The sequence below is a fragment of the Staphylococcus sp. HL28 genome (assembly GCF_021117155.1).
Taxonomy (GTDB): domain Bacteria; phylum Bacillota; class Bacilli; order Staphylococcales; family Staphylococcaceae; genus Staphylococcus; species Staphylococcus warneri.
In genome coordinates this window covers 97768-121078 of the sequence record NZ_CP088218.1, presented here as the reverse complement: position 1 = coordinate 121078, position 23311 = coordinate 97768, and the positions used below count along the sequence as shown (strand labels likewise).

Annotated in this window: 21 protein-coding genes and 1 CRISPR repeat array (1 of these 22 cut by a window edge); of the genes, 3 read left to right on the top strand and 18 right to left on the bottom strand. The window is 33.6% G+C overall.

Annotated elements, in window-relative coordinates:
- A CRISPR array of direct repeats spans positions 1-430; the repeat unit is 36 nt; unit sequence GTTTCACTCATACCTAAAATTACAGAGTACTAAAAC; it reaches 398 nt to the left of the window's first position.
- 19 nt (positions 431-449) lie between these two features.
- The 16 genes from LPC11_RS00545 to LPC11_RS00470 all read right to left on the bottom strand — a co-directional run bounded on the left by LPC11_RS00545 (position 450) and on the right by LPC11_RS00470 (position 18299).
- Entirely contained in the window at positions 450-1457 is a 1008-nt protein-coding gene (locus LPC11_RS00545; protein ID WP_023374362.1) for a hypothetical protein, read from the bottom strand.
- 13 nt (positions 1458-1470) lie between these two features.
- Positions 1471-1779 (bottom strand): CRISPR-associated endonuclease Cas2, encoded by a 309-nt coding sequence (cas2, locus tag LPC11_RS00540; protein ID WP_023374363.1) that lies wholly within the window; start codon positions 1777-1779, stop codon positions 1471-1473.
- 4 nt (positions 1780-1783) lie between these two features.
- A complete protein-coding gene (cas1, locus tag LPC11_RS00535; protein WP_226956354.1) occupies positions 1784-2689 on the bottom strand; it encodes a type II CRISPR-associated endonuclease Cas1 in 906 nt (301 codons plus the stop codon).
- Complete coding sequence (gene cas9 / locus LPC11_RS00530; RefSeq protein WP_231307298.1) at positions 2689-5853, bottom strand: type II CRISPR RNA-guided endonuclease Cas9; 3165 nt, start codon at positions 5851-5853, stop codon at positions 2689-2691. The genes cas1 and cas9 overlap by 1 nt, the downstream gene beginning before the upstream one ends.
- 640 nt (positions 5854-6493) lie before the next feature.
- Positions 6494-7432: a VOC family protein gene (locus LPC11_RS00525; protein WP_023374366.1), complete on the bottom strand. Its 939-nt coding sequence runs from the start codon at positions 7430-7432 to the stop codon at positions 6494-6496.
- A gap of 370 nt (positions 7433-7802) precedes the next feature.
- Entirely contained in the window at positions 7803-7892 is a 90-nt protein-coding gene (locus tag LPC11_RS00520) for a type I toxin-antitoxin system Fst family toxin (RefSeq protein ID WP_106913175.1), read from the bottom strand.
- Positions 7893-8270: 378 nt separating this feature from the next.
- Positions 8271-9449: a staphylopine family metallophore export MFS transporter CntE gene (gene cntE, locus LPC11_RS00515; protein ID WP_023374367.1), complete on the bottom strand. Its 1179-nt coding sequence runs from the start codon at positions 9447-9449 to the stop codon at positions 8271-8273.
- 11 nt (positions 9450-9460) lie between these two features.
- The gene (locus LPC11_RS00510) at positions 9461-10210 is read right to left on the bottom strand and encodes an ABC transporter ATP-binding protein (RefSeq protein WP_023374368.1); all 750 of its coding nucleotides are present in this window, start codon (positions 10208-10210) and stop codon (positions 9461-9463) included.
- Entirely contained in the window at positions 10203-11018 is an 816-nt protein-coding gene (cntD, locus tag LPC11_RS00505; RefSeq protein ID WP_023374369.1) for a staphylopine uptake ABC transporter ATP-binding protein CntD, read from the bottom strand. The genes LPC11_RS00510 and cntD overlap by 8 nt, the downstream gene beginning before the upstream one ends.
- Positions 11015-11884 carry a staphylopine uptake ABC transporter permease subunit CntC gene (gene cntC, locus LPC11_RS00500; RefSeq protein WP_041613789.1) on the bottom strand — a complete coding sequence of 290 codons (870 nt, stop codon included), beginning with the start codon at positions 11882-11884 and terminating at the stop codon, positions 11015-11017. The genes cntD and cntC overlap by 4 nt, the downstream gene beginning before the upstream one ends.
- Positions 11881-12816 (bottom strand): nickel/cobalt ABC transporter permease, encoded by a 936-nt coding sequence (opp1B, locus tag LPC11_RS00495; protein WP_023374371.1) that lies wholly within the window; start codon positions 12814-12816, stop codon positions 11881-11883. The genes cntC and opp1B overlap by 4 nt, the downstream gene beginning before the upstream one ends.
- A gap of 12 nt (positions 12817-12828) precedes the next feature.
- A complete protein-coding gene (gene cntA / locus LPC11_RS00490) occupies positions 12829-14427 on the bottom strand; it encodes a staphylopine-dependent metal ABC transporter substrate-binding lipoprotein (RefSeq protein WP_023374372.1) in 1599 nt (532 codons plus the stop codon).
- A 67-nt stretch (positions 14428-14494) separates the two neighbouring features.
- The gene (cntM, locus tag LPC11_RS00485) at positions 14495-15787 is read right to left on the bottom strand and encodes a staphylopine biosynthesis dehydrogenase (protein ID WP_023374373.1); all 1293 of its coding nucleotides are present in this window, start codon (positions 15785-15787) and stop codon (positions 14495-14497) included.
- Entirely contained in the window at positions 15780-16595 is an 816-nt protein-coding gene (cntL, locus tag LPC11_RS00480; protein WP_106913174.1) for a staphylopine biosynthesis enzyme CntL, read from the bottom strand. Before cntL ends, cntM begins: the two co-directional genes overlap by 8 nt.
- The gene (cntK, locus tag LPC11_RS00475) at positions 16595-17434 is read right to left on the bottom strand and encodes a histidine racemase CntK (protein WP_107566270.1); all 840 of its coding nucleotides are present in this window, start codon (positions 17432-17434) and stop codon (positions 16595-16597) included. Before cntK ends, cntL begins: the two co-directional genes overlap by 1 nt.
- A 304-nt stretch (positions 17435-17738) precedes the next feature.
- Positions 17739-18299 (bottom strand): TetR/AcrR family transcriptional regulator, encoded by a 561-nt coding sequence (locus LPC11_RS00470; RefSeq protein ID WP_023374376.1) that lies wholly within the window; start codon positions 18297-18299, stop codon positions 17739-17741.
- Between the two features lie 140 nt (positions 18300-18439).
- Between LPC11_RS00470 and LPC11_RS00465 the strand changes: the two genes are divergently transcribed.
- Positions 18440-19165 (top strand): ABC transporter ATP-binding protein, encoded by a 726-nt coding sequence (locus LPC11_RS00465; RefSeq protein ID WP_023374377.1) that lies wholly within the window; start codon positions 18440-18442, stop codon positions 19163-19165.
- Positions 19165-20250, top strand: coding sequence for an ABC transporter permease (locus LPC11_RS00460; RefSeq protein ID WP_023374378.1), 1086 nt, complete (start codon positions 19165-19167; stop codon positions 20248-20250). Before LPC11_RS00465 ends, LPC11_RS00460 begins: the two co-directional genes overlap by 1 nt.
- 111 nt (positions 20251-20361) lie before the next feature.
- Here the strand turns inward: LPC11_RS00460 and LPC11_RS00455 are convergent, their stop codons facing one another.
- Together LPC11_RS00455 and LPC11_RS00450 are read right to left on the bottom strand one after the other, a co-directional pair.
- Positions 20362-20934, bottom strand: a complete 573-nt coding sequence (locus tag LPC11_RS00455) for a TetR/AcrR family transcriptional regulator (protein WP_023374379.1) — start codon at positions 20932-20934, stop codon at positions 20362-20364.
- A 30-nt stretch (positions 20935-20964) separates the two neighbouring features.
- Positions 20965-21750 (bottom strand): arylamine N-acetyltransferase, encoded by a 786-nt coding sequence (locus LPC11_RS00450; protein ID WP_231307297.1) that lies wholly within the window; start codon positions 21748-21750, stop codon positions 20965-20967.
- A 137-nt stretch (positions 21751-21887) separates the two neighbouring features.
- Here LPC11_RS00450 and LPC11_RS00445 point away from each other — a divergent pair, with 137 nt between their 5' ends.
- Positions 21888-23297, top strand: a complete 1410-nt coding sequence (locus LPC11_RS00445; RefSeq protein WP_023374381.1) for an MDR family MFS transporter — start codon at positions 21888-21890, stop codon at positions 23295-23297.
- The last annotated feature ends 14 nt before the right edge of the window (positions 23298-23311 follow it).

Below are 23311 nucleotides of genomic sequence, written 5' to 3'. Positions count from 1 at the left end.
TTCACTCATACCTAAAATTACAGAGTACTAAAACATTCACCGGGTCTAATATTTCTCCATCTTTGTTTCACTCATACCTAAAATTACAGAGTACTAAAACGAGAACCTGTCCAACCGTTAGCGCCATACCGTTTCACTCATACCTAAAATTACAGAGTACTAAAACTCTCTTCGGTACGCCAAGTTCCCTCTTTTAGTTTCACTCATACCTAAAATTACAGAGTACTAAAACTCATGATGTGAATTCTCGATGTATAAATTAGTTTCACTCATACCTAAAATTACAGAGTACTAAAACATTTTCAACTCCTAAAATAAAAAGCCGACGGTTTCACTCATACCTAAAATTACAGAGTACTAAAACTAGATTTTACTGACGCAGATCATGCACATCGTTTCACTCATACCTAAAATTACAGAGTACTAAAACCTCTAGCGCAAAATTATAGTTAATTTTCTTTAACAAACTGTTCTAAATATTTAGCCATACTTAAGGGTAATTTCGTCTCATCTATATTCAATATAAATTCATGATTGCAATGTTGCATATATGAAACTCCTACATATAAATCAATTGAACTAAATAACATAATTTGAGCAATTTGATAATTAGAGATAATCGGTTTTATTTCAATTTTATCCTGGTAAGCTAATATAAATTGATTTAAACTCTGCTCTATTTCACTTCTTTCAAAATTTAATGGGGCATTCCAAAGTAGATTATCTACCAATTCAGATGATATTTTTTGATTATCACATCTAATATAGTTATTATATTTCCAATCCTCAGCTAAAAAATGCAATGACCCTGTTAATACTATAATATCAATTCCAAGTGATATTATTAACTCTTTCAAACGTATTTGTTCTTTTGGACTTAAATTTGCTTCAGGATACAAATATATTAATAGCAACTTGCCACCGTATTGTTTATTTAACTCCTCAACTAAAAGCGGTAATATTTGTTCGATTCTGACAATTAATTTAGAATAATCTTCATTTAAACTATACTCAAAGCTTAATAATTTAATAAATTGTTTGATATCAAATGCTTTTATCTTTAAAGGTAATTCTGTTTTATTAATCAAATTTAATAAATCTTCAAATAAAACATTAATGGATTCTATATAAGAACTACTTTCAATGTTTTCATAAAAATCACGTTGTAGCTTTTTGTTTATAATTGAATTGCTACTTAACAAAAACTCATTATCTATCGCTCTATTATCAATGATTATACTTTCATAAGAAAGTGGTGAAATTTCTTCTTGATTTAACATTTCCGCGATGGTCACATGACTTTTATTAGAATTTCTCTTTTTAAAATATTGATTGATGACATTCAACAAATCTTCTTCTATCGTTTCATACTCATTATAAATAGACGTATATTTACCAATATTTAATGTTATTGTGGGTAAACTTTCTGTTTTAATACACCATTGTAAATTTGTCATGATAATACCTCATTCAAAATATGATTGTTCGATTGTCACCTAATATTTCAATATTTTGATTTTCCTCGCCCAATAATATTTGCATATGTTCATATTGTTTTTCGGTAATAATCAAAGCCCTGACATGCCCTTCTGATGGTAAAAATGTATTTACACGTTTAATCGTTTGGTTCGCAGCGTCTTTATTTACAACACTTTTTATATAAATAGAGTATTGCATCATCAAAAATCCATCTTCAATTAACTTTTTCCTAAATTTACTATAAATCCTACGATGTTTTTTCGTTTCAGTTGGTAAATCAAACATTAATAATACTCTCATAAATCTATAACTCATAAAAACTATATTTACTTAATTTAGGAAATTTAACTCTATCAAGTTGTCCATCTTTAAAATAGTCAATGATAGATTGAATCATGATTTCAATTGCTCTAATTACAGTCTGCATTTTCCCATCAATTTCAATACGTGCATGTAATAAATTAATAATTTTTACCCGGTATTCTTTGGTTAAAAAGTCTTGGGGCGGGTGTTTTAAAAGAAATAAATCTACAATTGGTCTAAAAGGTTCAATCAAATCAGAAGCCAAATTAAAATGATTTCTCCCTCCTATGTGATGTATCCCAATTGCTGGAATTAAGCCCTTTGCAACAATCGTTCTTGCTATCGCTGAATTCAAAATAGTATATCCATAATTTAATACTGCATTCTCTATAATTTCTTCATTATCTCTAGTAAAGTCTTCAAAAAAACTATTAAAATAATATTTCGCTGCTTGTCCTTCAATATTATTTCTGTCAAAAAGAGTTACGGAATTTTTTAATTCTATCATCTTATCTACTCTCTCACTTTGAATTGATAAGTATTTCATGCATTCAATTTGATTTTGAATTTTATTTTCGATAATAATTTTCCATAATTCGCTTTTTCTAGCCTCATCCCATTTCAATTGTTCTTTCATTTGTGTATATTGGTTAAAATGTCCTGAAACAGGTTGTAATGTACATTCAGGCAGATGCTTTTGATTACAGAATATGACTAATATGTTGTAATCAGATAATTCAACTAGAAGTCTTGCCGTAATCGTTGTAGTTAAATCTTCTATTACTAAGGCAAATATATCGGATAATGGTATTTTAGTTTCTAAATCACCTTTCATGATTTTTAAACTATTTAAATTTAAAGACATATGGTTTACATCTGAAACATACACGATTCGCCAACTCATCATTAAAGACCTCGTTTAAATATTAATTGTGGTGCTTTTTCAGTACTATGCAAATACAAATTACCTAAAACATCTGTTGTAAATTTTTCAATTGATTCCGTCTTTTTACCAATTGTTTTCTTTATACGTGGTTCACCTTTAATATTATTTATCTCACAGTAATCTTTATATTTAATATCGTAATAATCTAATTCAATGATATTTCTGTCATCACTATTCACACCAATAATTTTGTACAAATCGCCATTTAGTTTAATCAAATCATTCTTATAAAAACTGGCAATAAATTGATCTGTATCTTTAATTTTTTTCTTTTCTTTTAATTCTTGATACTTATCTTTAGGGATATAATAATAATTATCTTTCTTAAATACATTTAAATAAGCAATTGTTACGAATTTATATCCTTTTTCAGTTAAATAAACATCAAACCTATAATTTTTAATTGATAATTTCACTAATTTTTTTGTAGAATTTTCGTATTTATTTGTTACATCTAAATGATTCCCTACTTTATTTCCTAAAAGCTTTATCTTTTTAACAATTGGACCATTATTTTTTTTACTATACTTTGTTAAATATTCTCCGGTCTCTTCATAATACTTAGCTAGCGGGTTTTTTTCATCAGAATACTGTTTCATTATAATTGATAATTTTTCAAAAGTTTTTGGATCATTTTGGTACATTAAAAATTTTTCTGGATTTTTATTAAACTGCTTTTTTAAATTAGTATTATCTTTCCCATAAATATCCGTAATAGTTTGAACAATGTAATCATGTTCGTCTTTCATTCTTGTAGAATATAAAGTGTCATTAATAAGTTGTCTATTCGGTTTCTTATCTACTCTATGAGAAAATTTATAATCTCTGTATTGTTTAATGTCTTCAACAAGCTTAGGTGTCTCAAACACGTTGTTATAATCTTCTTCTTTTTCAACTGTTACTTTTTTAGTATTATTTTCAATTGTTGGTTTTTCTAAAATTTTATTTGCATTTTGTAATTTTTTATTTTCTTTAAATAAAAAATCTGCATTTGCGATTATTAAAGCGTCTTCAGCATGATGTTTGTAACCATGATTTCTATATTTATCAAATCTCCATACTTTTCTTAAATGATTGGTAAAACTCCCATTAATTGTTTTAACTTTTACATCCATGTTATTAGCACTAAAATATGCTTTTAGATAGCTAGTAAGTTCTCTAGTCGCATATCTTGTATCTACTAAATTTCGATTGATAAATTCCTTTTGTACTTCTAATTTATTAATATCCCGTTCTTCCAATAAATAGTCTTTCTTTTTCTTAGAAATTCTATCTTTCGACTTACTTAAATTTAAGATATGTTGCTTAAATTGATTGTATGATAACTTTGCATCACTAGAATTAAGGTATTGGTATGGTGTTATATTACCTTTTTTACTATTTTCTATTTGTTTAACTAACACTTTATTATGAATTGAGTTATCAAATGCTACAGAACGAGGAATAATATGATCGACTTCATAATTTTGAGGATTATTTAACAAATCCATTAAAGCTATACTTTCTAATGAATACAAACATTTACCTTCTTGTTGATCATGTAATCTTATCTTCTCTACAATTCTTTTGGCATTTTGATTTCCAGTTTGGCCAATTATTTCATTTATTCTCTTACGAGTTGCTTCGTTTTTCTTTTGTAGGTTATTAATAAATTTTTTTCTATCATCACTATTATTTTCTCGAGCTAATTCTATAATGATATCTTCAGGTATACCGTATTTTTCAATCACTTTATTGATAACATTTATTGATTGAATAAAAGTCCTTTTCACTACAGGAGATAAAATAAAGTCGTTCACCATATCTTTTGGTATTTTATTTTGTTCGGATAAGTCGACTTTGTTCGGTTTAATGTTCAAATAATTAAAGATTTCCATCTGGTTTCTAGATGTTTGCCATAATTCTTCATTAATTAAATGAATACATTTTAATGACAAGCGATGTGTTCCGTTATATCCTATTAGTTTAGCTATTTCAGCTTTATCTTGTTCATTTAAGATTTCTGGTAATTTGTTTAGCTCTTCTTTTATGCTCTGCTCATCTTGATAGATTGTTAATATTTCAGCAATTTGGTCTAAAATAGCTTCATTTTCTAAAATACTTTTATCAAACACAATTGACTTTAGATCATGATATAATTTAAATTCTGTAAATTGCGGTGTCCCAGATTTTGTTATTCTATAACCTTTAATATCTTCTGGATTTACCCCTATTTCTTTAGCAATTTGTTTTAAAGTTGGCTTTTTCTTTTGTTTAAATACATTTTCAATAATATGATATTTTTCATGATATTCTAATTTTTCAGAATTATCTCTTTGTATTATGAGATTATTTAAATCATTTAATGCGTTAAATAAATCAGCAGAATATGCATATTTTACACTTCGTAATTCTTGGGGGAAATATGTGCAGTGTCCCATTAACATTTCATACCATTTCTTCAAATCACCATTCCATCCAAAAGGACTACCTTGTCCTGGTCCTTCAAAATACTCTCGACGTGTTTCAACTATTTCTTTATATTGGTTAATGAAATCTATATCTAAGTTGTGATAATCTTTTTGCACTTTAAGGAGTTGATCAATTTCCTTTAATATATCTGTTGTTTTGAACCTGTTTTTTTCTCCCCTTATTTGTCCTTCTTTTAATCTTTGTAACTGTACTTCACAAACATATTTATCTTTTAATAGTTTATTATTTCTATTAATCTGTTCCTTTGTAGATAACTCATTGGAGGCATCCTCATCTTCACTACTAACATTAATGTTGTGAATTCCCCTTCTTTTCGCTAAATGTAATAAAGCAATAGCAAGTTCATCTTTACTTAATATTTCACTTAGTCCTTTAACTCTAATTTGATAAGGATTATTTGATGTTGGTATTTGTTCTTTATTTATTAGGTCATATTCTGTGAGTAATAATTTTACTCGTTCTAATCTATGTATTCTTCGTCTTTTTAATCGTCTAGATCCTCTTTTACTTCTACGACCTTCATTATTATCTACGTTTGCTTCTGGAAAAAGCCTAACTCCTGCATCTATAATTTTTTTAGTTTCAAAATTAATAATTCCATATCCTACTGATGTAATACCTAAATCTAAACCCAAAATATATTTTTCTTTCATAGTTTACACCCACCTTATTTGTTTTATTTTATTATAATTTAAAACCAATAAACGTGGCACTACTTTTTATATTTTTTCTACATAAGTTGTTCTAAAACAAAAAAATCCCACTAATAAATTAGTGGGATAAACACGACATATAGTCTTGTTTCAGTAGATTCTGTAATTTTAGGTATGAGTACAAGTTAGCTAAACTTGTTGTCTGTAATTAAATTATAATTGTTATTCAATAGCATTGCAACTAAAATATTACACTTTCAATATTCAAATTACAGAGTACTAAAACAATACTGGCTTAGGAATGCTTTCTTATTCAGTTTCACTCATACCTAAAATTACAGAGTACTAAAACTACTGGATGTATCCGAAAATTGTGTATAATGTTTCACTCATACCTAAAATTACAGAGTACTAAAACTAGATGGTAAGTATTAAGAATTAATAACTCGTTTCACTCATACCTAAAATTACAGAGTACTAAAACCTCTAGCGTATAAATCTTTACTACTAAAAATTTTAGTAATACATACTTCGTATTATCTACTTGATAATCTAAATATATATCTTAAACAAATAAAAATCTACTTTTATAACCACAAATAAGCACTCGCCGTACTAGCGAGTGCTTTTATATTGTATTTTATATTTCTCTCAATTGGCTTTCGATTTCGTCTCTTTTGTCCTCTAGGAAATCGGGGAGGTTGAGTTGTTGACCTAGTTTATCGACGGGTGTATCAACGGTAAACCCTGGCTCTGCTGTCGCAAATTCGAATAGGATTTGGTTATGTCGATAGTATAATGATTTGAAGAAGTATCGATCGATGATGCCGGAGTTAGGGTTAGGTTGTCGTGCTATTTTCTCATAAATATCGTTTAAGTCTATATCTGTAGGTAGATTGACTGCGACATGATGTACATAGCCTTGCCCTGGTCGCACACGATGACCTTGTTGATTAACGATGACGAAGTCTGTATATAATCCTTGTTCGTCTAATGTCATGATGGTTGTATTATCATCTACTTCTAAATCATTACGTTGATGATAACCTAAGATATATTCAAGAAATTCAGTTAACGCTTCTGGCTTTCTACTACGTAATTCAACTGGTCCCATTCCCAGTATTTGAACATCTTTAGGTATGTCTGTATCATCATTGGCTGACCATTGTTCTGGCGTTTGATAATCATCGTTCACTAATAAAATGATTTCAAGTTCATCTGGATCTTTTAGCAACACCGCAGACTGACCTACATAGGTGAGTGACGTCCATTCCACATTGTTTTGGTCTAAACGCTGTTTAAAATAGTTCAAGGCCGCTTCCGATGGTACGAGTAATGTTAACCGATGAATCGAATCTGTTCCCGGTCTATGCTTACCAACATTTTCAATTTCAAAAAATGTCAATAATGTACCAGGATGACCTGCATCATCACCATAAAATAAATGATACATTTTTGTATTATCTTGATTAACTGTTTTCTCTACCAATCTTAATCCAAGTACCTCAGTATAAAACGCCTTATTTTTGACCGCATCTTTGGTGTACATCGAAATATGATGGTGCCCTAATATTGTCATACCAACCACTCCTCTAACTCTATCTTTTCATCTATTAAATAGTGTTTGTATGTATTTAGCAACTTATCTGTTTTAAAATCAAATCCTATAATCAAGCTTATTCAATTCTGGTATCATTTACATCGATTTAAACCTAATAGTAGGACGAGAAAAACAACATATTAAATGCCATTCAAGCACAACTTAATCCTTTGCTGTAAACTAAAGGGTAAATTGCATTTCTATACATCAGAATTTTATAAATGATTTAATTAATTCACAAACGTTGTATTATGATACCTAACGTTATATAATAACAATGTAATTATATCGCTTAAAACGCACCAAAGCCCCTTACTACTGCCATAGTAAGGGGCTTTATTAGTGTTGGCTACCTGTCATCCTTTTTATTATTGCGATTACGTAGCCAATGCGTAAATAAAGCAACGATAAAACCATTGATGATTGCGAGTATATACATCGCAATATACAACAGACTGGGACATAAATATAAATTTCAAGTTACATTCATAATTAGGCAGTAGTTGACTGTAAAGTTATTCTTTTTCTTAAAGAAATTAGAATGACTTACACATGAGTATTAACTCATGTGTTCAGATTAAGTTTAAGAGGTATACATGAACTTAAAAGTTCATGTATAAAACCGTCTAAGTAATGAATTACAAAGACGGTCTAATGTATCAAGCTTTTTCATTTCTAGTCAACCTTGCTGGGGTGGGACAACGAAATAATTTTTAAGAAAATATTATTTCGGTCTCACTCCCGCTAAATCACCGCTTTACATTCACTTATTTTCTAACTTCCAAATCACTTTCCATAAACTCAACACTGTCGACAATTACTTTTGTCGTACACCTTTTAATGTGCTCATTAATATCATAACTACAACAAGCATACCGCAAATGGTATACATCCAGCTGAATCCTACTAAATCGGATATAGGCCCCATCAAGCTTCCGCCTAACGAGACACCTAAATCTGCACAGGCTATAAATAATCCTAGTAGCATATTTCGACCTGCTTTGGGTAAAACGAAGCTCAAATATGACGTAAGTGTTGGATATACTAAAGCTTGTGTGGCACCAATCAATATCGCACTACTGTAGAACATCATTACGTGTATATGTGGCCCTATGGCTACAAGCATCGATGCAATAACAAGTAACATCAAGACACTGACCATATAAACAGGATGCCACATACCATCTGAAGGAATGTATTTACGTAAATAAATACGTGCTAACACGACAGCTATAGCTTGAATGGTTAGGAAGATTCCGGCATCTGCAAACCCAAATTTGACTGTGTATAACGGCACAAAGGTACTCACTGCACCAAAGACAATTGATACTACAATCATAATGAGTCCGCTATTAAATAATTCTTTATTTTTAAAGAATTGTGCAAAGACTGTGACTGCATTAAATGGCAATGGTTCAACCTTTTTACGCGTGTCAGGTTCTTCATTAGCAAAGGTGACACGGTAACCGAAGAATGTCGTCGTTAAGGCAATCGCAATCATCACTATAGCGAATATTGAGATGCGATCTAAATGCCAAATACCTACTGCAATAAGTGGTCCAGCCAAATTAGGTATTGTAGAAAATAATGAATATAGTGACACACCTTCTGATCGATGTTCTTCTGGCAAGGCATCTATAATACCTAATTGTAGCGACATTGAGAAGAATGCCGTACACACACCTTGCATCACTCTGGCTATGAAATAGCCTTCTAATCCAGTCAGTCCATATAGTATTAACGCACAAGCATTAATCAATAAAATAATACGTAATACTTTGATAGGTCCGACACGGGCAATAATTTGGCCTGCCCACGGACGAAAGACCATTGCTGTTAACATGTAAGCCCCCATCACAATACCAATGGTTGTATTGGTTGCCCCTAAATCATGTCCTCTTAATGGAATGAATACATTCAATATGGCATTCGCACTAAAAAACATGAGTGTAAGTATATATAATCTTAGAAATGGCCAAGCCATGGCACCTTTCATTGTCTCACTCCTTAGAATGATAGTTGTTTGTCTATCAATGCTTGGGTATAAGCATTGGTTGTTGTATGTAAATCACGTGTTGCGATTTGTTCATCAATTTGACCGTCTTTAAAAATAACTAAACGATCACATAGATACGTAGCAGCTTGAATATCGTGTGTAATAAAGATATAGCTTAAATGACGCGTATGCTTTAATCGCTTCAACAAATCTAATATCTGTGTTTGTATCGACATATCTAGCGCACTGATTGCCTCATCGAACAAGATATAAGTTGGGTTAATACATATCGCTCTAGCAATAGCAACCCGTTGTGCTTCGCCACCTGATAACATATTGGGATATTTATCTAGAAAATCTTCTGATAATCCAACTTCTTCCAATAGTGTCTTTGCGGCTCCTTCCATCTCATCAGTACTCTGTTTATCACATTGACACATCACTTCAAATAGAATATCTCGCACAGTTTGAAATGGATGTAGTGAGGAGGTGTAATCTTGAAATACAGCGCCAATTTGATGACGTCTGACCTTCTTCTTGTACATCGGTTGGTCATTTAATGTCACTGTACCTTTATCTGGCCTTTCAATCCCTAATATCATGCGACTCAATGTCGATTTACCACTACCACTTTCACCGATAATGGCTATCGCTTCATCTACAGGGCAGTCTAAACTGACATCTTTAATAATCGGTTTAGGTTTAGGCCCCCACAAACTACGCTTGCCGTAATGTTTTTCAACATGATTGATTTTAATCATGGCTATCACCTCGCATGACACGTTGAAAATGGTCATTTACTTTTTGTTTCGTCGATAATAAATATTGCGTATATCTGTGATGTGGATGATGTAAAACCGCTTCTGTTGTTCCTTCTTCGACTAATTGACCTTCTTTCATAACGATGACACGATCAGCCACTTTATGAATAACAGTTAAATCATGTGAAATGAATATCATCGCACAATCAAAATGTTGTTTAATATCTTCAAAGGCTTCTAACACATCAAACTGATTAATCGTATCTAATGCTGTAGTGGGTTCGTCTGCAATAATCAATTTAGGTTTTAATGCCAAAGCTAATGCAATCATCAATCGTTGCAACATCCCACCTGATAACATATAAGGATAAGACGCCAAAATCGTTTTCGGTTCTGTTAAATTCATATAGGTCATATAGTCAATCAATGTTTGTTCAATCTCTTGTGTCGATAATGACGTATGTACCTGCATGGTTTCGATCATTTGTTTACCGACTTTGGTAGATGGGTCAAAGGCACGTGCACCTTGCTGCATAACCATCGCAATTGCTTGTCCTCTGTATTGGCGTAATTGCCTTTCTGATAATGCTAACAGGTTATGCCCGTCAAAATGCACATCTCCTGTAACCTTGAGACGACTTGGATTAAGCCCTACTAATGCTTTACATGTAATCGACTTACCACTACCACTTTCACCAATAATCCCTAATGTCTCACCACGCTCGACTTGGAAGTTAATATCATCTACAAGTGTTGTATCTGTCCATTCATCACGAATCGTTAACTGTTGAACTGTTAATAAGGTCATTCATGCATCACGCCTTTCTTTACTGCACGCATTTTCTCTTTAGAAGAGATACGTGGATCCATCGCTACTTGTAATGCATCTGATAAGAAGTTAAAGGCCATGACGATAATGACTATGACGATACCTGTCGTGACCATCATTTCAGGATGAGTGAACATCACTTTACGTGCTTCATTCAACATCATGCCCCATTCTGCAGTCGGTGCCTTTACACCTAAACCTAAAAATGAGAACCCTGACATTTGTAATATCATCGAGCACATAGCACTACTGGAAATAATCGCGATATCTCCTAAAGTTAACGGTAAAATATGTTTACGAATAATCGTAAAATCACTCATGCCAATCGTTTTAGCAAATTTGACGTGATCGGCTGACGTGTACTGCATCACACTCGTACGTATGACACGACAGAACCACGCCCAACGTGTGAGAATGAACGCTAAAATGATATTTTCCACACCCATACCAAATAATGTAATTAAAGCCAAAGTCACTACATAACTTGGAAATGCTAGCATCACATCACAACATCGCATAATCAGTGCATCAATATAACCCCGGAAATATCCGGAAATAAAACCCAGTATGGCACCAATCACAACTGAAATGACTAATGCGATTGAGACATAGAGTAAACTTGGTCGAATGGCATAAATCAACCGCGTCAATACATCGCGACCCAAATGATCAGTGCCCAACCAATGTGTCGCACTTATACCTGCAAATTTATGTGCTGTGTCAATATGATTCGGCTCATGAAAGGTAACCACTGGTGCTAGGCATCCGAGCAAGACATAAGTCACAATAATCACTAACGCAACAACTGCCCCTCTATCTTGTAATAATCGTTTTACAATCATCATCGTGATGCCTCCCTTAATCTAGGATTTAAAAGCGCATTGATGATATCGGCTAATGTATTAAAGATGATGAATAACACCGCCACGATTAACACATACGTTTGTACTACCGGAAAGTCATGCTCAACTATCGCTTTAATACTTAGCTGTCCTAATCCAGGCCAAGCAAACACATTTTCAATAACGACAAGGCCGCCCATAATCATTGGTATCGACATACAGAAGATAGACACTGCCACTTGTAATGCATTTCGTAAGACATGTCGCAATAAGGTCATGGTCTTTACACCACTTGCTTTTAAATAGAAGACATAATCTTCATTAAGTTGTTCAATCATGGCACGTCTCACATTTCTAAAGTAAATACCTGCATAGGTCATCGTGATTACAATAACTGGTAATACGTAACTTTCTGGGCCTGTTAATCCAGATGTTGGCAATAGATTTAACTTAACTGAAACATAAATAATGAGCATAGATGCGACCCAATACGAAGGTAAGGCTGTTAAAAAGAACGCGAAAGAACGAATCACACGATCTGTACGTTGCCCTCTTGTTAGCGCACTTACCACGCCGAGACATATGGAGGTCACCATGACTGATACACTTGAAATCAATGTTAATTTCAATGTATTCATAAATGCAGGTCCGATACGTTCTGATACTGGATCGCCTGTAATATAACTTGTCCCAAATTTAAATTGAACGGCTTGTTGTAACCAATCCTTATATTGAACAAGAATCGGCGCATCGAGCCCATACTTTTCTTTTGTCTCAGTTATTAATTGTGGTGTCACATTCGGTGTACCTTGCGCATGTAAAATGGTTACCGCTGGATCTTCATTCGTTAGATACGTCATCATAAATGTCATAAAACTCACTACAATCAATAACGGAAACATGAGTGCAATACGTTTTATTATTAATTTGAACATTGAGACGCTCCTTTATTTATATTGCATTTCGTTAAATGGTAGTTCATATTGTGATTGAGTAAATGACACGTTTTTCAAATCTTTAGGTGCAACAACAGTCATACTGCCATGTGAAATAGGTATGAATACACCTTCGTCATCCACTTGTTTTAAGATTTGTTGATAAGCTTTAGAACGTGCTTTTTCATCTTTCATCTTGAATGCCTCGTCGATGTCGTTATATAACTTTTTCTTATCTTTAATACCTGAGGTAGCACTTTCATAGCCTGTTTTGGATTTAAAGGCTGCAATGGTACTTTGCGGATCGTATAATAATCCCCATGTTTGATTGAACATTAGATCATAATCGCCTGATGTACGACGTTCTGCAATCTTATCTGACGTTTCTCCATTAATATTTAATTTGACACCAACTTTTTTAAATTCAGCTTCTAAAAATTCAGCTTGTTCTTTCTGACTTGTTGAGCCTTTGTCATAGTACATAGTCATCGTTAAATCTTTACCATCTTTTTGACGAATTTGTTTGTCTTGATTCATTTTCCAACCGGCTTGATCTAATAGCTTTTCAGCTTTCTTCGTATCGAATTGACGTGTTGGCATATTGAAATTAATATCTGTGACATTCTTCGCAAAGAGCTGCGTTGCTGGCTTTTCTTGGCCATCTAAAATGTCTTTTGCGATTTTGTCTCTATCAACCATATGTCCAATGGCTTGTCTAACTGACTTATCACTGACAGCACTGTCTTTGTTACCTGCATTGGCCACAATCATTTTCGTATTCATAGGTTGGCTACGTTTAACGTTATAATCACCTGTCTCTTTAAGTTGTTTTAAACTGTCTTTATCTAAACTATCCGTACCACGGTCGTCTGTAAAAGCAAAGTTGTTTTCACCTTTCTTCATTGATAAGAATGCTGTTTCGCCAGCTGGTTTTACTTTGGCTTCGACTTTATTTAATTTAGACCTTTCACCCCAATAGTGTTGGTTTTTATTAAATGTGGCCGACTCATCTTTCTTATGTTCGCTCATTTTAAAAGGACCTGTACCATCAAATGCTTTGACACCATCTTTCGTTGTACCGTGCTTGAAGTCTTTAGGAGATACAAAGACATAAGGACGAGGCATTGCTAATTCAGCTAATGCTGGTTGATAGGCTTCCTTTAAGTGAATCTGTACAGTATAGTCATCTTTCACTTTGACGTCATCGATTAATGTGGAGATCTTTAACCATGAATGTAACTTTTTATTTTGTTGTACAGCATCGATATTTTTCTTTACTGCCTCTGCGTTAAATTTCGTACCGTCATGGAATTTGACGTCATCTCTTAGATGGAAAGTATAGGTCTTACCGTCTTTTGAGATATCCCACTTCTTAGCTAATAACGGTTTGATACCCTCTTTCGTATTGCGCACTAACGGTTCATAGATCATACTTTCCGCTGACATAGATCCTCCATAAACATGGGGATTCATGTCTCCAATATCCTTAACTGTTGTATAAGATAAAGTCTTCTGTTCTTTCTTATCTTCTAATCCCTTGTTGCCACCGCATCCTGTTAATATGATTCCAGAAGCTAGTAAAACTGCACTCATTTTTGTTAGTTTATTCATTATTTTTCCTCTTTCTATATGGATTGAAAAATGTGTTGCCATGTCTCAAACGACATACAAATGACTTCTATAACTTGTTTGCTAAATACGTTGTAACTAGCGATATATCTTCTTCAAAATCATCAAGGTTGAATTGTGACGACATAGACTGTTGTGGGTGCTCGATTTGATAACGTTCGCAATAATCCGTGTATCTATGTAATAACGTATCGATCATTGGTGTCGACACACCTAATGCTTTCCCAATCGCTTGTATGACCGTCGTACGATAATAGTCTTCACTCGGCATCCTTGGTATATGAACGACACCTTGTTCGTTTTGATAAAGTGGCTTAAATGGTACCGCTGAAAAGTCAAAATAACGTCCATCTTTATCTGGCTTAGAAAAGGGATCAATTAAAATTGCCGTATACCTGACGTAAAGTAAGTATTCTTGATGTATAGCTGATAGCTCTTCGAATTGATGGATATCCGACTCACTTAATGTTTCTGAACGTACGGGATAGTTTTCTTTAACCATAAACTTCAAAAGATTGACGGAGGGCACACTTAATTTTTGTAATATCGTCATCATTTCCTGCCACATTTGGCGCATTTCTCGAATTAAAGTCATCGTGATAGGACCTTCTGGAAATAATTTGTAGACATATACCGGTACCTCAGTACCTTGGAAAATCGCCTTTAATGCAAAGTCATTCATAAATAATGGTGGGTGAACGTATAACGAACTATTATGTATCTCGGCATGTAAGGGTGTGTCCATCACTGCAAGTTGAATGTGTAATGCTTCAAACCAAATTTGTAATTGTGGAATCAACTGGGACGATGTCTTGTTAGACCCAACAAATAATTTCGATTTCACAGCCGTCGTTAACACACGATGTGGTTGAGCCATGTCAACCACTCGCGTATCTCCTAAATATGTTGAAAATGAAATGACTTCAACATCAGTATTGATGTCTGCCAATAATTGCTCAATCATCATATGTGAACCAAATGTTGGTGATACTAATATGATGTGTTTCACATGCTGTAATATCGTAGGTGCCAACTGCTTTAGCATCAGTCGATAAGCATCTGCAGTACACGCCAAAATAATGGTGTCATAGCTTTGGTCAATTTGTTGAATATCTTGATAAAAATGACGTATTTGAAACTGACCAGCAAATTGATGATGTGAATCATTCTGTGTTGTAACTGTAAATGTACCTGCTTGTTGGTAGCTTTGATAGACATCCATTGATTTCTTTGAGGTCGACGCTCTACCAACCATGTCGATATGATTTTTCGATACATGGTTACATAATTGAGCAAGTTGAATAGCGACAGGCCCGCTTCCAATAATCAAAATATTAGACATAAGTGACCCCTGCCTTTGACGACACCTTTTGATAGAGTGCCACATCAAATATTTGATTGGGTTGGACGAGTTGGTGTACACATTGCCATTGATCTGACGCCGTAAATTGAGATGGATAATTAAAGATGGCTTTCATCCCATCTCCATAACGCATAGCGACCACTACACAATCATTAGTTAACTCAAATAATTGCGCTAAAATCTCATATTTAACTGGAATCGTAGAACTAAATATAATATGCGTGACCTCTTTAATATCAGGTAACTGATCTACAGTTTGATTAGATATTTGGATATCTTCATTAGGCGCCAACACATTGACCACGCGTTGACCTAAATCAACTGCCTGTGGATCAATATCAATACCAATGACTGAGGCACCAGTTTCTTTAGCTACTTGAATTAATGTCATTGGATATGCTCCCGATCCAACGAGTAACAGTTTGTCATTCTTTCCGATGTGACACTGCCCAAACTCCTCGTCGATACAGTGTTCTATGTTGTCAAAGTAACCGGACGTAGACGCCTTACCGTCTAATAATCGTCTTGCTCTAATCATCTCAACTTGTTTCACACATTGTGCAGTGATATCTTGCAGTTGTTGTGTGATTAGTTGTTTACGTGGTTCGTCGTGCCATAAATCATATTGTTGTTGGTATGTTGGATTTAATATCAATTGACTATAGTCATCAACTAATGTTTCTAATGCGTCAATCGAATTTGGATCACTAAGAACATGTTGGTATCGTGCTTCGAATTGTTCTAAATATTGTTGTAAAAGTGTTTCTATCTTTGTATTTGAATGCATCAATGGGTCATCGTCTCCTCTTCTATATAAGCTTGTCCTCTAGCAACAGTTGATACACGACCTTTAATAGAGGTGCGATAACCGTCTTCAGAACAAATTGCAGATGTCACTGAAATACTGCCACCTGGTTGATAAACGATGTAATCTTCGCATGACCGTTGACTTTGATAATTGTTAAATACACCAATCGAAGCTGCACCAGAACCACAACTATTTTCCCAAATCAGACTCTTTACTTCTGGTATGAATATTAACGGATGTAAATATTGATCCTGAACATTAAACAACATGACACCAATGGTTTTATACTGTTCATCCCATTGTTGTTCACGCACAAATTGTGCCACTTGTTGTTTGAATGTTGCTGTGATCTTTTCGATTGGAATCACATAATGTACGTATGATTCGTATGTAATCTTGATCGCTTGCCACATATGCTGTGCAATGTGTAAATATTCAGTTGTGACGTATTGTGCTTGTGGCATCCCTACCTCATACTGCTGGTGACCATGGATAGTACAAGGCACTAAATCATCACAACCAGATACATTCAAATGACATTGTTGTGCCGTTAATCGTTGATGTTCTTGTAAATAATGCATGTATGACATGGTCGCATTACCACAAAATTCATTTCCGCTCATTACTAACCGACAATCATCCCCATGATTTAGATTGTTAGATTCAATAAATCCCACTTGCTCACAACATACATGTGTCGACGCCATTAATTGATTCGCAATCTTGGCATAGTCGTTTGGATGGTGTTGTGAATGAACAAGTATAGTCATATTCCCTGACGGATTATACTTGGAAAATTCAATCACTTGTCGATTCATACGATGCTCCTTAATGTTGTATTTTCTTTTGAATTTTGATGGATACATTGGCCTTTTTAATCAACCTATCCTAATTCTCAAAACAATTGCGCAAAACAAATCGTAATGGTTACGATTTAAAGAAGATAATATACGAGTAGAATCATATTGTCAATATAAATGATAATAATTTTCATTTAATAAATTGTGAATGGGGATAAGATGATATAAAAGTGGGATTAAAAATAATTTTTAAAAATAAAAAATCGATAATGCTTCATATACAATGAAACACTACCGATTCACTAAAATCATGTAAAACGTGTTAAACAAACACCGTATTAAAAACCTTGTCTATCATGAGTGCTATTTCTTTTGGCGATTCCTGTCTCCCTCTTTGCACCCAATCCTGTAACACACCGAAAACCGCATTACTCATAAATATAATTAAAAAATATTTTTCTTTATTTGTAAGTGCCTGAGTATTCATAATGGGCACCAAACGGACTTCAATGTTTTGTTGTAAATTCTTTTTCATAGCTTGATGGACAATATAAGCGCCATTATCTCTTAACAATAATAGTAATAATTCTCCTTCATTAATCCAAAATTTTAACGCGTGTTCAAAGAATTGACGTCGTTCCTCAAATTGAATTTGTGTCAATCGACGTTTCCCTTTTTTCATCATGGCTTTTTGATATTGAAATAAAAAGTCATCTTTATCTCTATAGTGTTGATAAAACGTTCCCCTACTAATGCCACTTTCATCACAAATATCTTTAATACTGATGTCATCATAAGATTTAACGTTTAGTAGTGTAACCATGCTTTTTTCAATTTTGGTTAATGTTTTATACACACGTTTATCCATGGTTTCTTCGTTCATTTGTGTCGCCCCCATAATATTATTGAACATTTATATCTCATGTGTCTGATTATTTAAAATTGATGCATGCAATTGTCGAAAATTGATTTATATTGAATATACAGTAATTAAACACAGTGTCAAATAAGGAGGTACACGGCATGACGCAAATGATTGCTTCACTCAAAGACGCAGTAAAATCTTATGATAAACATAAAGTTTTAGACCAAATCAGTCTAGACATTAACGGAGGCGAACTTTTGGGACTAATAGGGCCTAGTGGTTCAGGTAAAACGACGACCATCAAATGTCTGCTTGGTATGGAAACATTAAATGCAGGCAGTACGGAAGTCTTCAACCATAGTATGCCTAATCGAGGCGTATTAAGTCATATTGGTTACATGGGACAAACTGATGCTCTATATGAAAATTTAACTGCTAAACAAAATCTTACATTTTTTGGTCATTTAAGTGGTTTAAAAGGCCAACAATTAGCACAAAGTATTGATCAAAATATGAAATTAGTCAATTTAGAAGGTACACTCGATAAAACCATTAATACATTTTCTGGTGGAATGAAACGCAGATTGTCGTTAGCAATTACTTTGTTATCTAATCCAGATTTAATTATATTAGATGAGCCAACTGTTGGTATTGACCCTAAACTAAGACAACAAATATGGGCACAATTAAAATCATTAACACAACAAGGGAAAAGTGTCATCGTCACAACACACGTTATGGACGAAGCTGAACGTTGCGACAAAATTGGGCTAATTGTAGAAGGGCGGCTTTTCGCATTAGGCACACCTGATGAGTTAAAACAAAAATTCAATGTTAACACGATTGAAGAGGTCTTTATTAAAGCAGAGGAGGTTAAACATTAATGAAACTTTTAGCAATGATTCAGCGTGTCATCATAGAATTACTCAGAGACAAACGTACACTAGCGCTTATGTTTTTAGCACCTTTATTAGTTCTAACTTTAATGTACTTTATCTTTAATTCTGATGAAGACACTACTTTAAATATTGGCATCGCCGACTCTGTATCCACTAAAATAACTAACCATATGAAAAATGATGATGTGTCATTCAAGCACTTTGATTCTAATCAAAATATTAAAACTAAAATAGAAGACAATCATTTAGATGCTTTTATATATCAAGATCATCAGACTTTACATGTCACTTATACCAATGAAGATCCAAGTAAATCTGGTTCAGTTAAACAGTTAGTACATCAATCTATTCAAAAAGATAAAATGAATGATATTAAAAAAGTAATGAATTCAATACCACAAGCAGCCAAAAATAAAGACACTAATGATATCCAACTCGATCATAGTTATTTATATGGGGATAAAGATAGTAACTATTTCGATAAAATGTTCCCTATTTTGATGGGCTTCTTTGTCTTTTTATTCGTCTTTCTTATCTCAGGTATCGCCTTATTACGCGAGCGCACAACTGGAACGTTAGAACGCGTACTTGCTACGCCAATTAGACGAAGTGAAATTGTTTTTGGTTATTTACTTGGTTACGGTATCTTTGCTATTATTCAAACATTGATTATCGTGTTGTTCTCAATCTATTTATTAAATATCAACCTAGCGGGTAGTCTCTGGTATGTCTTACTCATTAATATTTTATTAGCCATTACGGCATTAGTGATGGGCATTTTCATATCAACATTTGCTAATTCTGAGTTTCAAATGGTTCAATTCATTCCTATTGTTGCCATTCCACAAGTGTTCTTTTCTGGTATTTTTCCTCTAGAAAATATGACACCTTGGTTAGCTAATATTGGTTATTTATTCCCATTACGATACGCAGGAGATGCGTTAACCAGTATTATGATCAAAGGACAAGGTTGGTCTGATATTTGGTTCGATGCTTTAGTTCTTCTCATTTTCATTATTTTATTTATCATTTTAAATATCATCGGACTTAAGCGTTATCGCAAAGTTTAACAATCTATCATACGACTTATAAAAATTGTAGCCTGGAACATAAATTAATGTCTCAGGCTACAATTAAATTTAAGGGCTATCTATATTTCTGTTCCGCTCAAAAGCTTTTATCTATCCAATAAATATATCTAATAAACGGCTTAAAAATTGGTCTTTTGTCAGTTGTTGATCGTGTTTGGCAAAGTAATAGAAATCTGATGAAAATGAGTTTAGCATCAGATTAATCTTAAATTCCAAATCTTGGGTCTGTTGTTGACTAGTGAACTGGTCTTTAATCAAATCTTTCAGTTGTTCATAAAATGGAATATTAATCATTGACTGATGTTGAGAATTTGATTTCTCAATAAAGTTTAAGACATTAAAATTTGCCTCTTTTAAATCTAAATAAATAGATAAAATACCATATATTTTGTCTCTCACAGACGCATCTTGATGCTGATGAAGCAACGTATCCATTTCATCAAACATATCATGAACCTTTTCATCCATCATCGCTTGGCATAGTAACGATTTACTTTCAAAGTGACGATATAAAGTGCCTACACCCACACCCGCTTTCTTCGCGATTTCCGACATATTCATCTCACTAATATCTTCACCCTGTGCTAATAATTGGGTCGTTGTCTGTAAGATGATTGCTTTATTATGCGTTGCATCACTACGTTTTTTCCGTTGATTGGTCATCTTATCCCCTTCCAAATGAAGTGCTCTCTTTTATGGTTCTAGTCTATTAATTTTAACATCTAAATTGAATGCTTCTTTTAAAAATTGACGATAAATTTCACTTGTCACATCATATTTTTCCTTATCTCGTTGTTTCGTTAACGTTAAATTATTTTGAGACATTGTCGCACGACCATATGATTTAGGCATTGTAACTAGCAGACGTTTAACGAATGTAGAGTTAGGATTAGTTTGATTGTATTCAATATTGTAATCAAAATCATGAATGTCTCTAGGTTCTAATTCCGCTTCGTATTCTGTATCCCACTCATTATCTTTCCATTTTTGAATGTAGAATAAGTGATCGTCTACATAAATCGCACGATATTCGCCGTTAATATCTTCAATGATAGCATCACTATCTTGATTAATAATTGGCATAGCACTGATTGGCAAGTCACCATAACCTACATCTGCGACATAATTGACACCATTAATCGGCACGATTAATGACATATGAGATCCTTTAAGACTACGTCCACCACCCGGTGTATGAATAGTTGCAGATACCATATTCGCTGTGAAGCCTTTTGCTTCTAAATACGCTTTGAAGAAGTGATTCATTTCATAACAGAAACCACCTCGTTGGTGATTAACGATTTTTTCATAAATATCGTCTACTTCTACTGATATTCTTACACCATTTTGAACATCGATATTTTCAAAAGGTACTGTTAACATATATCGTTTTAAATAATAATTTAATGCTTCTAAGCTTGGTTCATTATATTTATTTGGATCTATATTCAAATAATTTTCAAGACCTTCAATATTCATTACTAAACCTCTCCTTTTTACTTTTTTTCGTTTTTTAACACTATCTATATTATATTGAATTCATAAATTTGACAAACGGAACGCATTCCGAATAAAATAAGTGATAGTTGATTCCATTTAAGAAAAGAGGTGAACTTATGACTCAGACACAACCATCACATTTAAATATAAAACAACGTAATTTAATGATTGCAGTCATGATGATTGGTGCTTTTATCGGTGTCTTAAACCAAACGTTACTTACGACGATATTGCCAGAGATTATGAAGGACTTTGCGATATCTAGTAGTACAGCACAGTGGTTAACGACCATCTTTATGTTAGTGAACGGTATTATGATTCCTGTCACAGCCTACTTAATCGAGAAGTTTTCATTACGTACATTATTCTTTACGGCTGCGACTTGTTTAATACTTGGTTCTTTAATCTGTATGTTGGGGGTTACTTTCCCATTATTATTAGTTGGGCGTAGTATTCAAGCGTTAGGTGCAGGTATTTTAATGCCACTGTCTCAAACACTATTGTTCATTATTTTTCCTGTTGAAAAGCGTGGTATGGCAATGGGTATCTTCGGACTTGTCATCGGCTTTGCACCTGCGATTGGTCCTACAGCAGCAGGTTGGTTCATCCACCTATTCGACTGGCGCTATCTATTTTTAGTCGTGCTATTAATTAGTGTGGTTGACGCTATTTTCGGTTTCTTATATTTGAAAAATATTACCGAAACACAACAACCTTCGTTAGATATCTTGTCAGTCATCATGTCTACGTTAGGATTTGGTGGTTTACTTTATGGCTTTAGTTCAGCCGGTAATCTTGGTTGGTCGCATCCATCCGTTTACATGACGATCATCATTTCCATCATTATACTTTCGTTATTTATACGTCGTCAGTTGAAACTATCTTCACCGTTACTCGAATTTAGAGTATTTAAATACCGTAGTTTCACCATTTCGATGACTTTAATTGTATTAATGTTTGTACTCTTTATCGGTAATTTGACTATTTTACCTATTTACATGCAAACCATGATGCATTGGTCACCTTTAGAATCTGGTCTCATCTTATTACCTGGTGGACTCGTCATGGGCTTGTTGTCACCTGTTACTGGTAGATTATACGACCGTGTTGGCGGCCGAAGTTTAAGTATCACTGGCATGTTATTAATTATGATAGGTGCCTTATTCATGGCACAGTTTAATCCACAGACATCAGCATTGTATGTCATTGTGACATTCTCCATCTTGATGTTAGGTAATTCCATGATTATGACACCAATGACCACACAAGCATTAAACGCTTTACCTGTATCCTTGATTGCGCATGGAACGGCAATGAATAATACAATTCGCCAAATTTCAGCAGCTATCGGTACAGGTATCCTTGTAACACTCATGACTGGTTTCGGTCACCTTTCACCATTACACGGTGCAGCCGGTCTTATCCATGGTCTAGATATGACATTTTATATTGTTGCCTTTGTAGCACTGATAGGCGCATTCATTGCACTCTTCTCAGAAAAAAGACAATCAAATACAACACACTAATCTTTAATATTTTT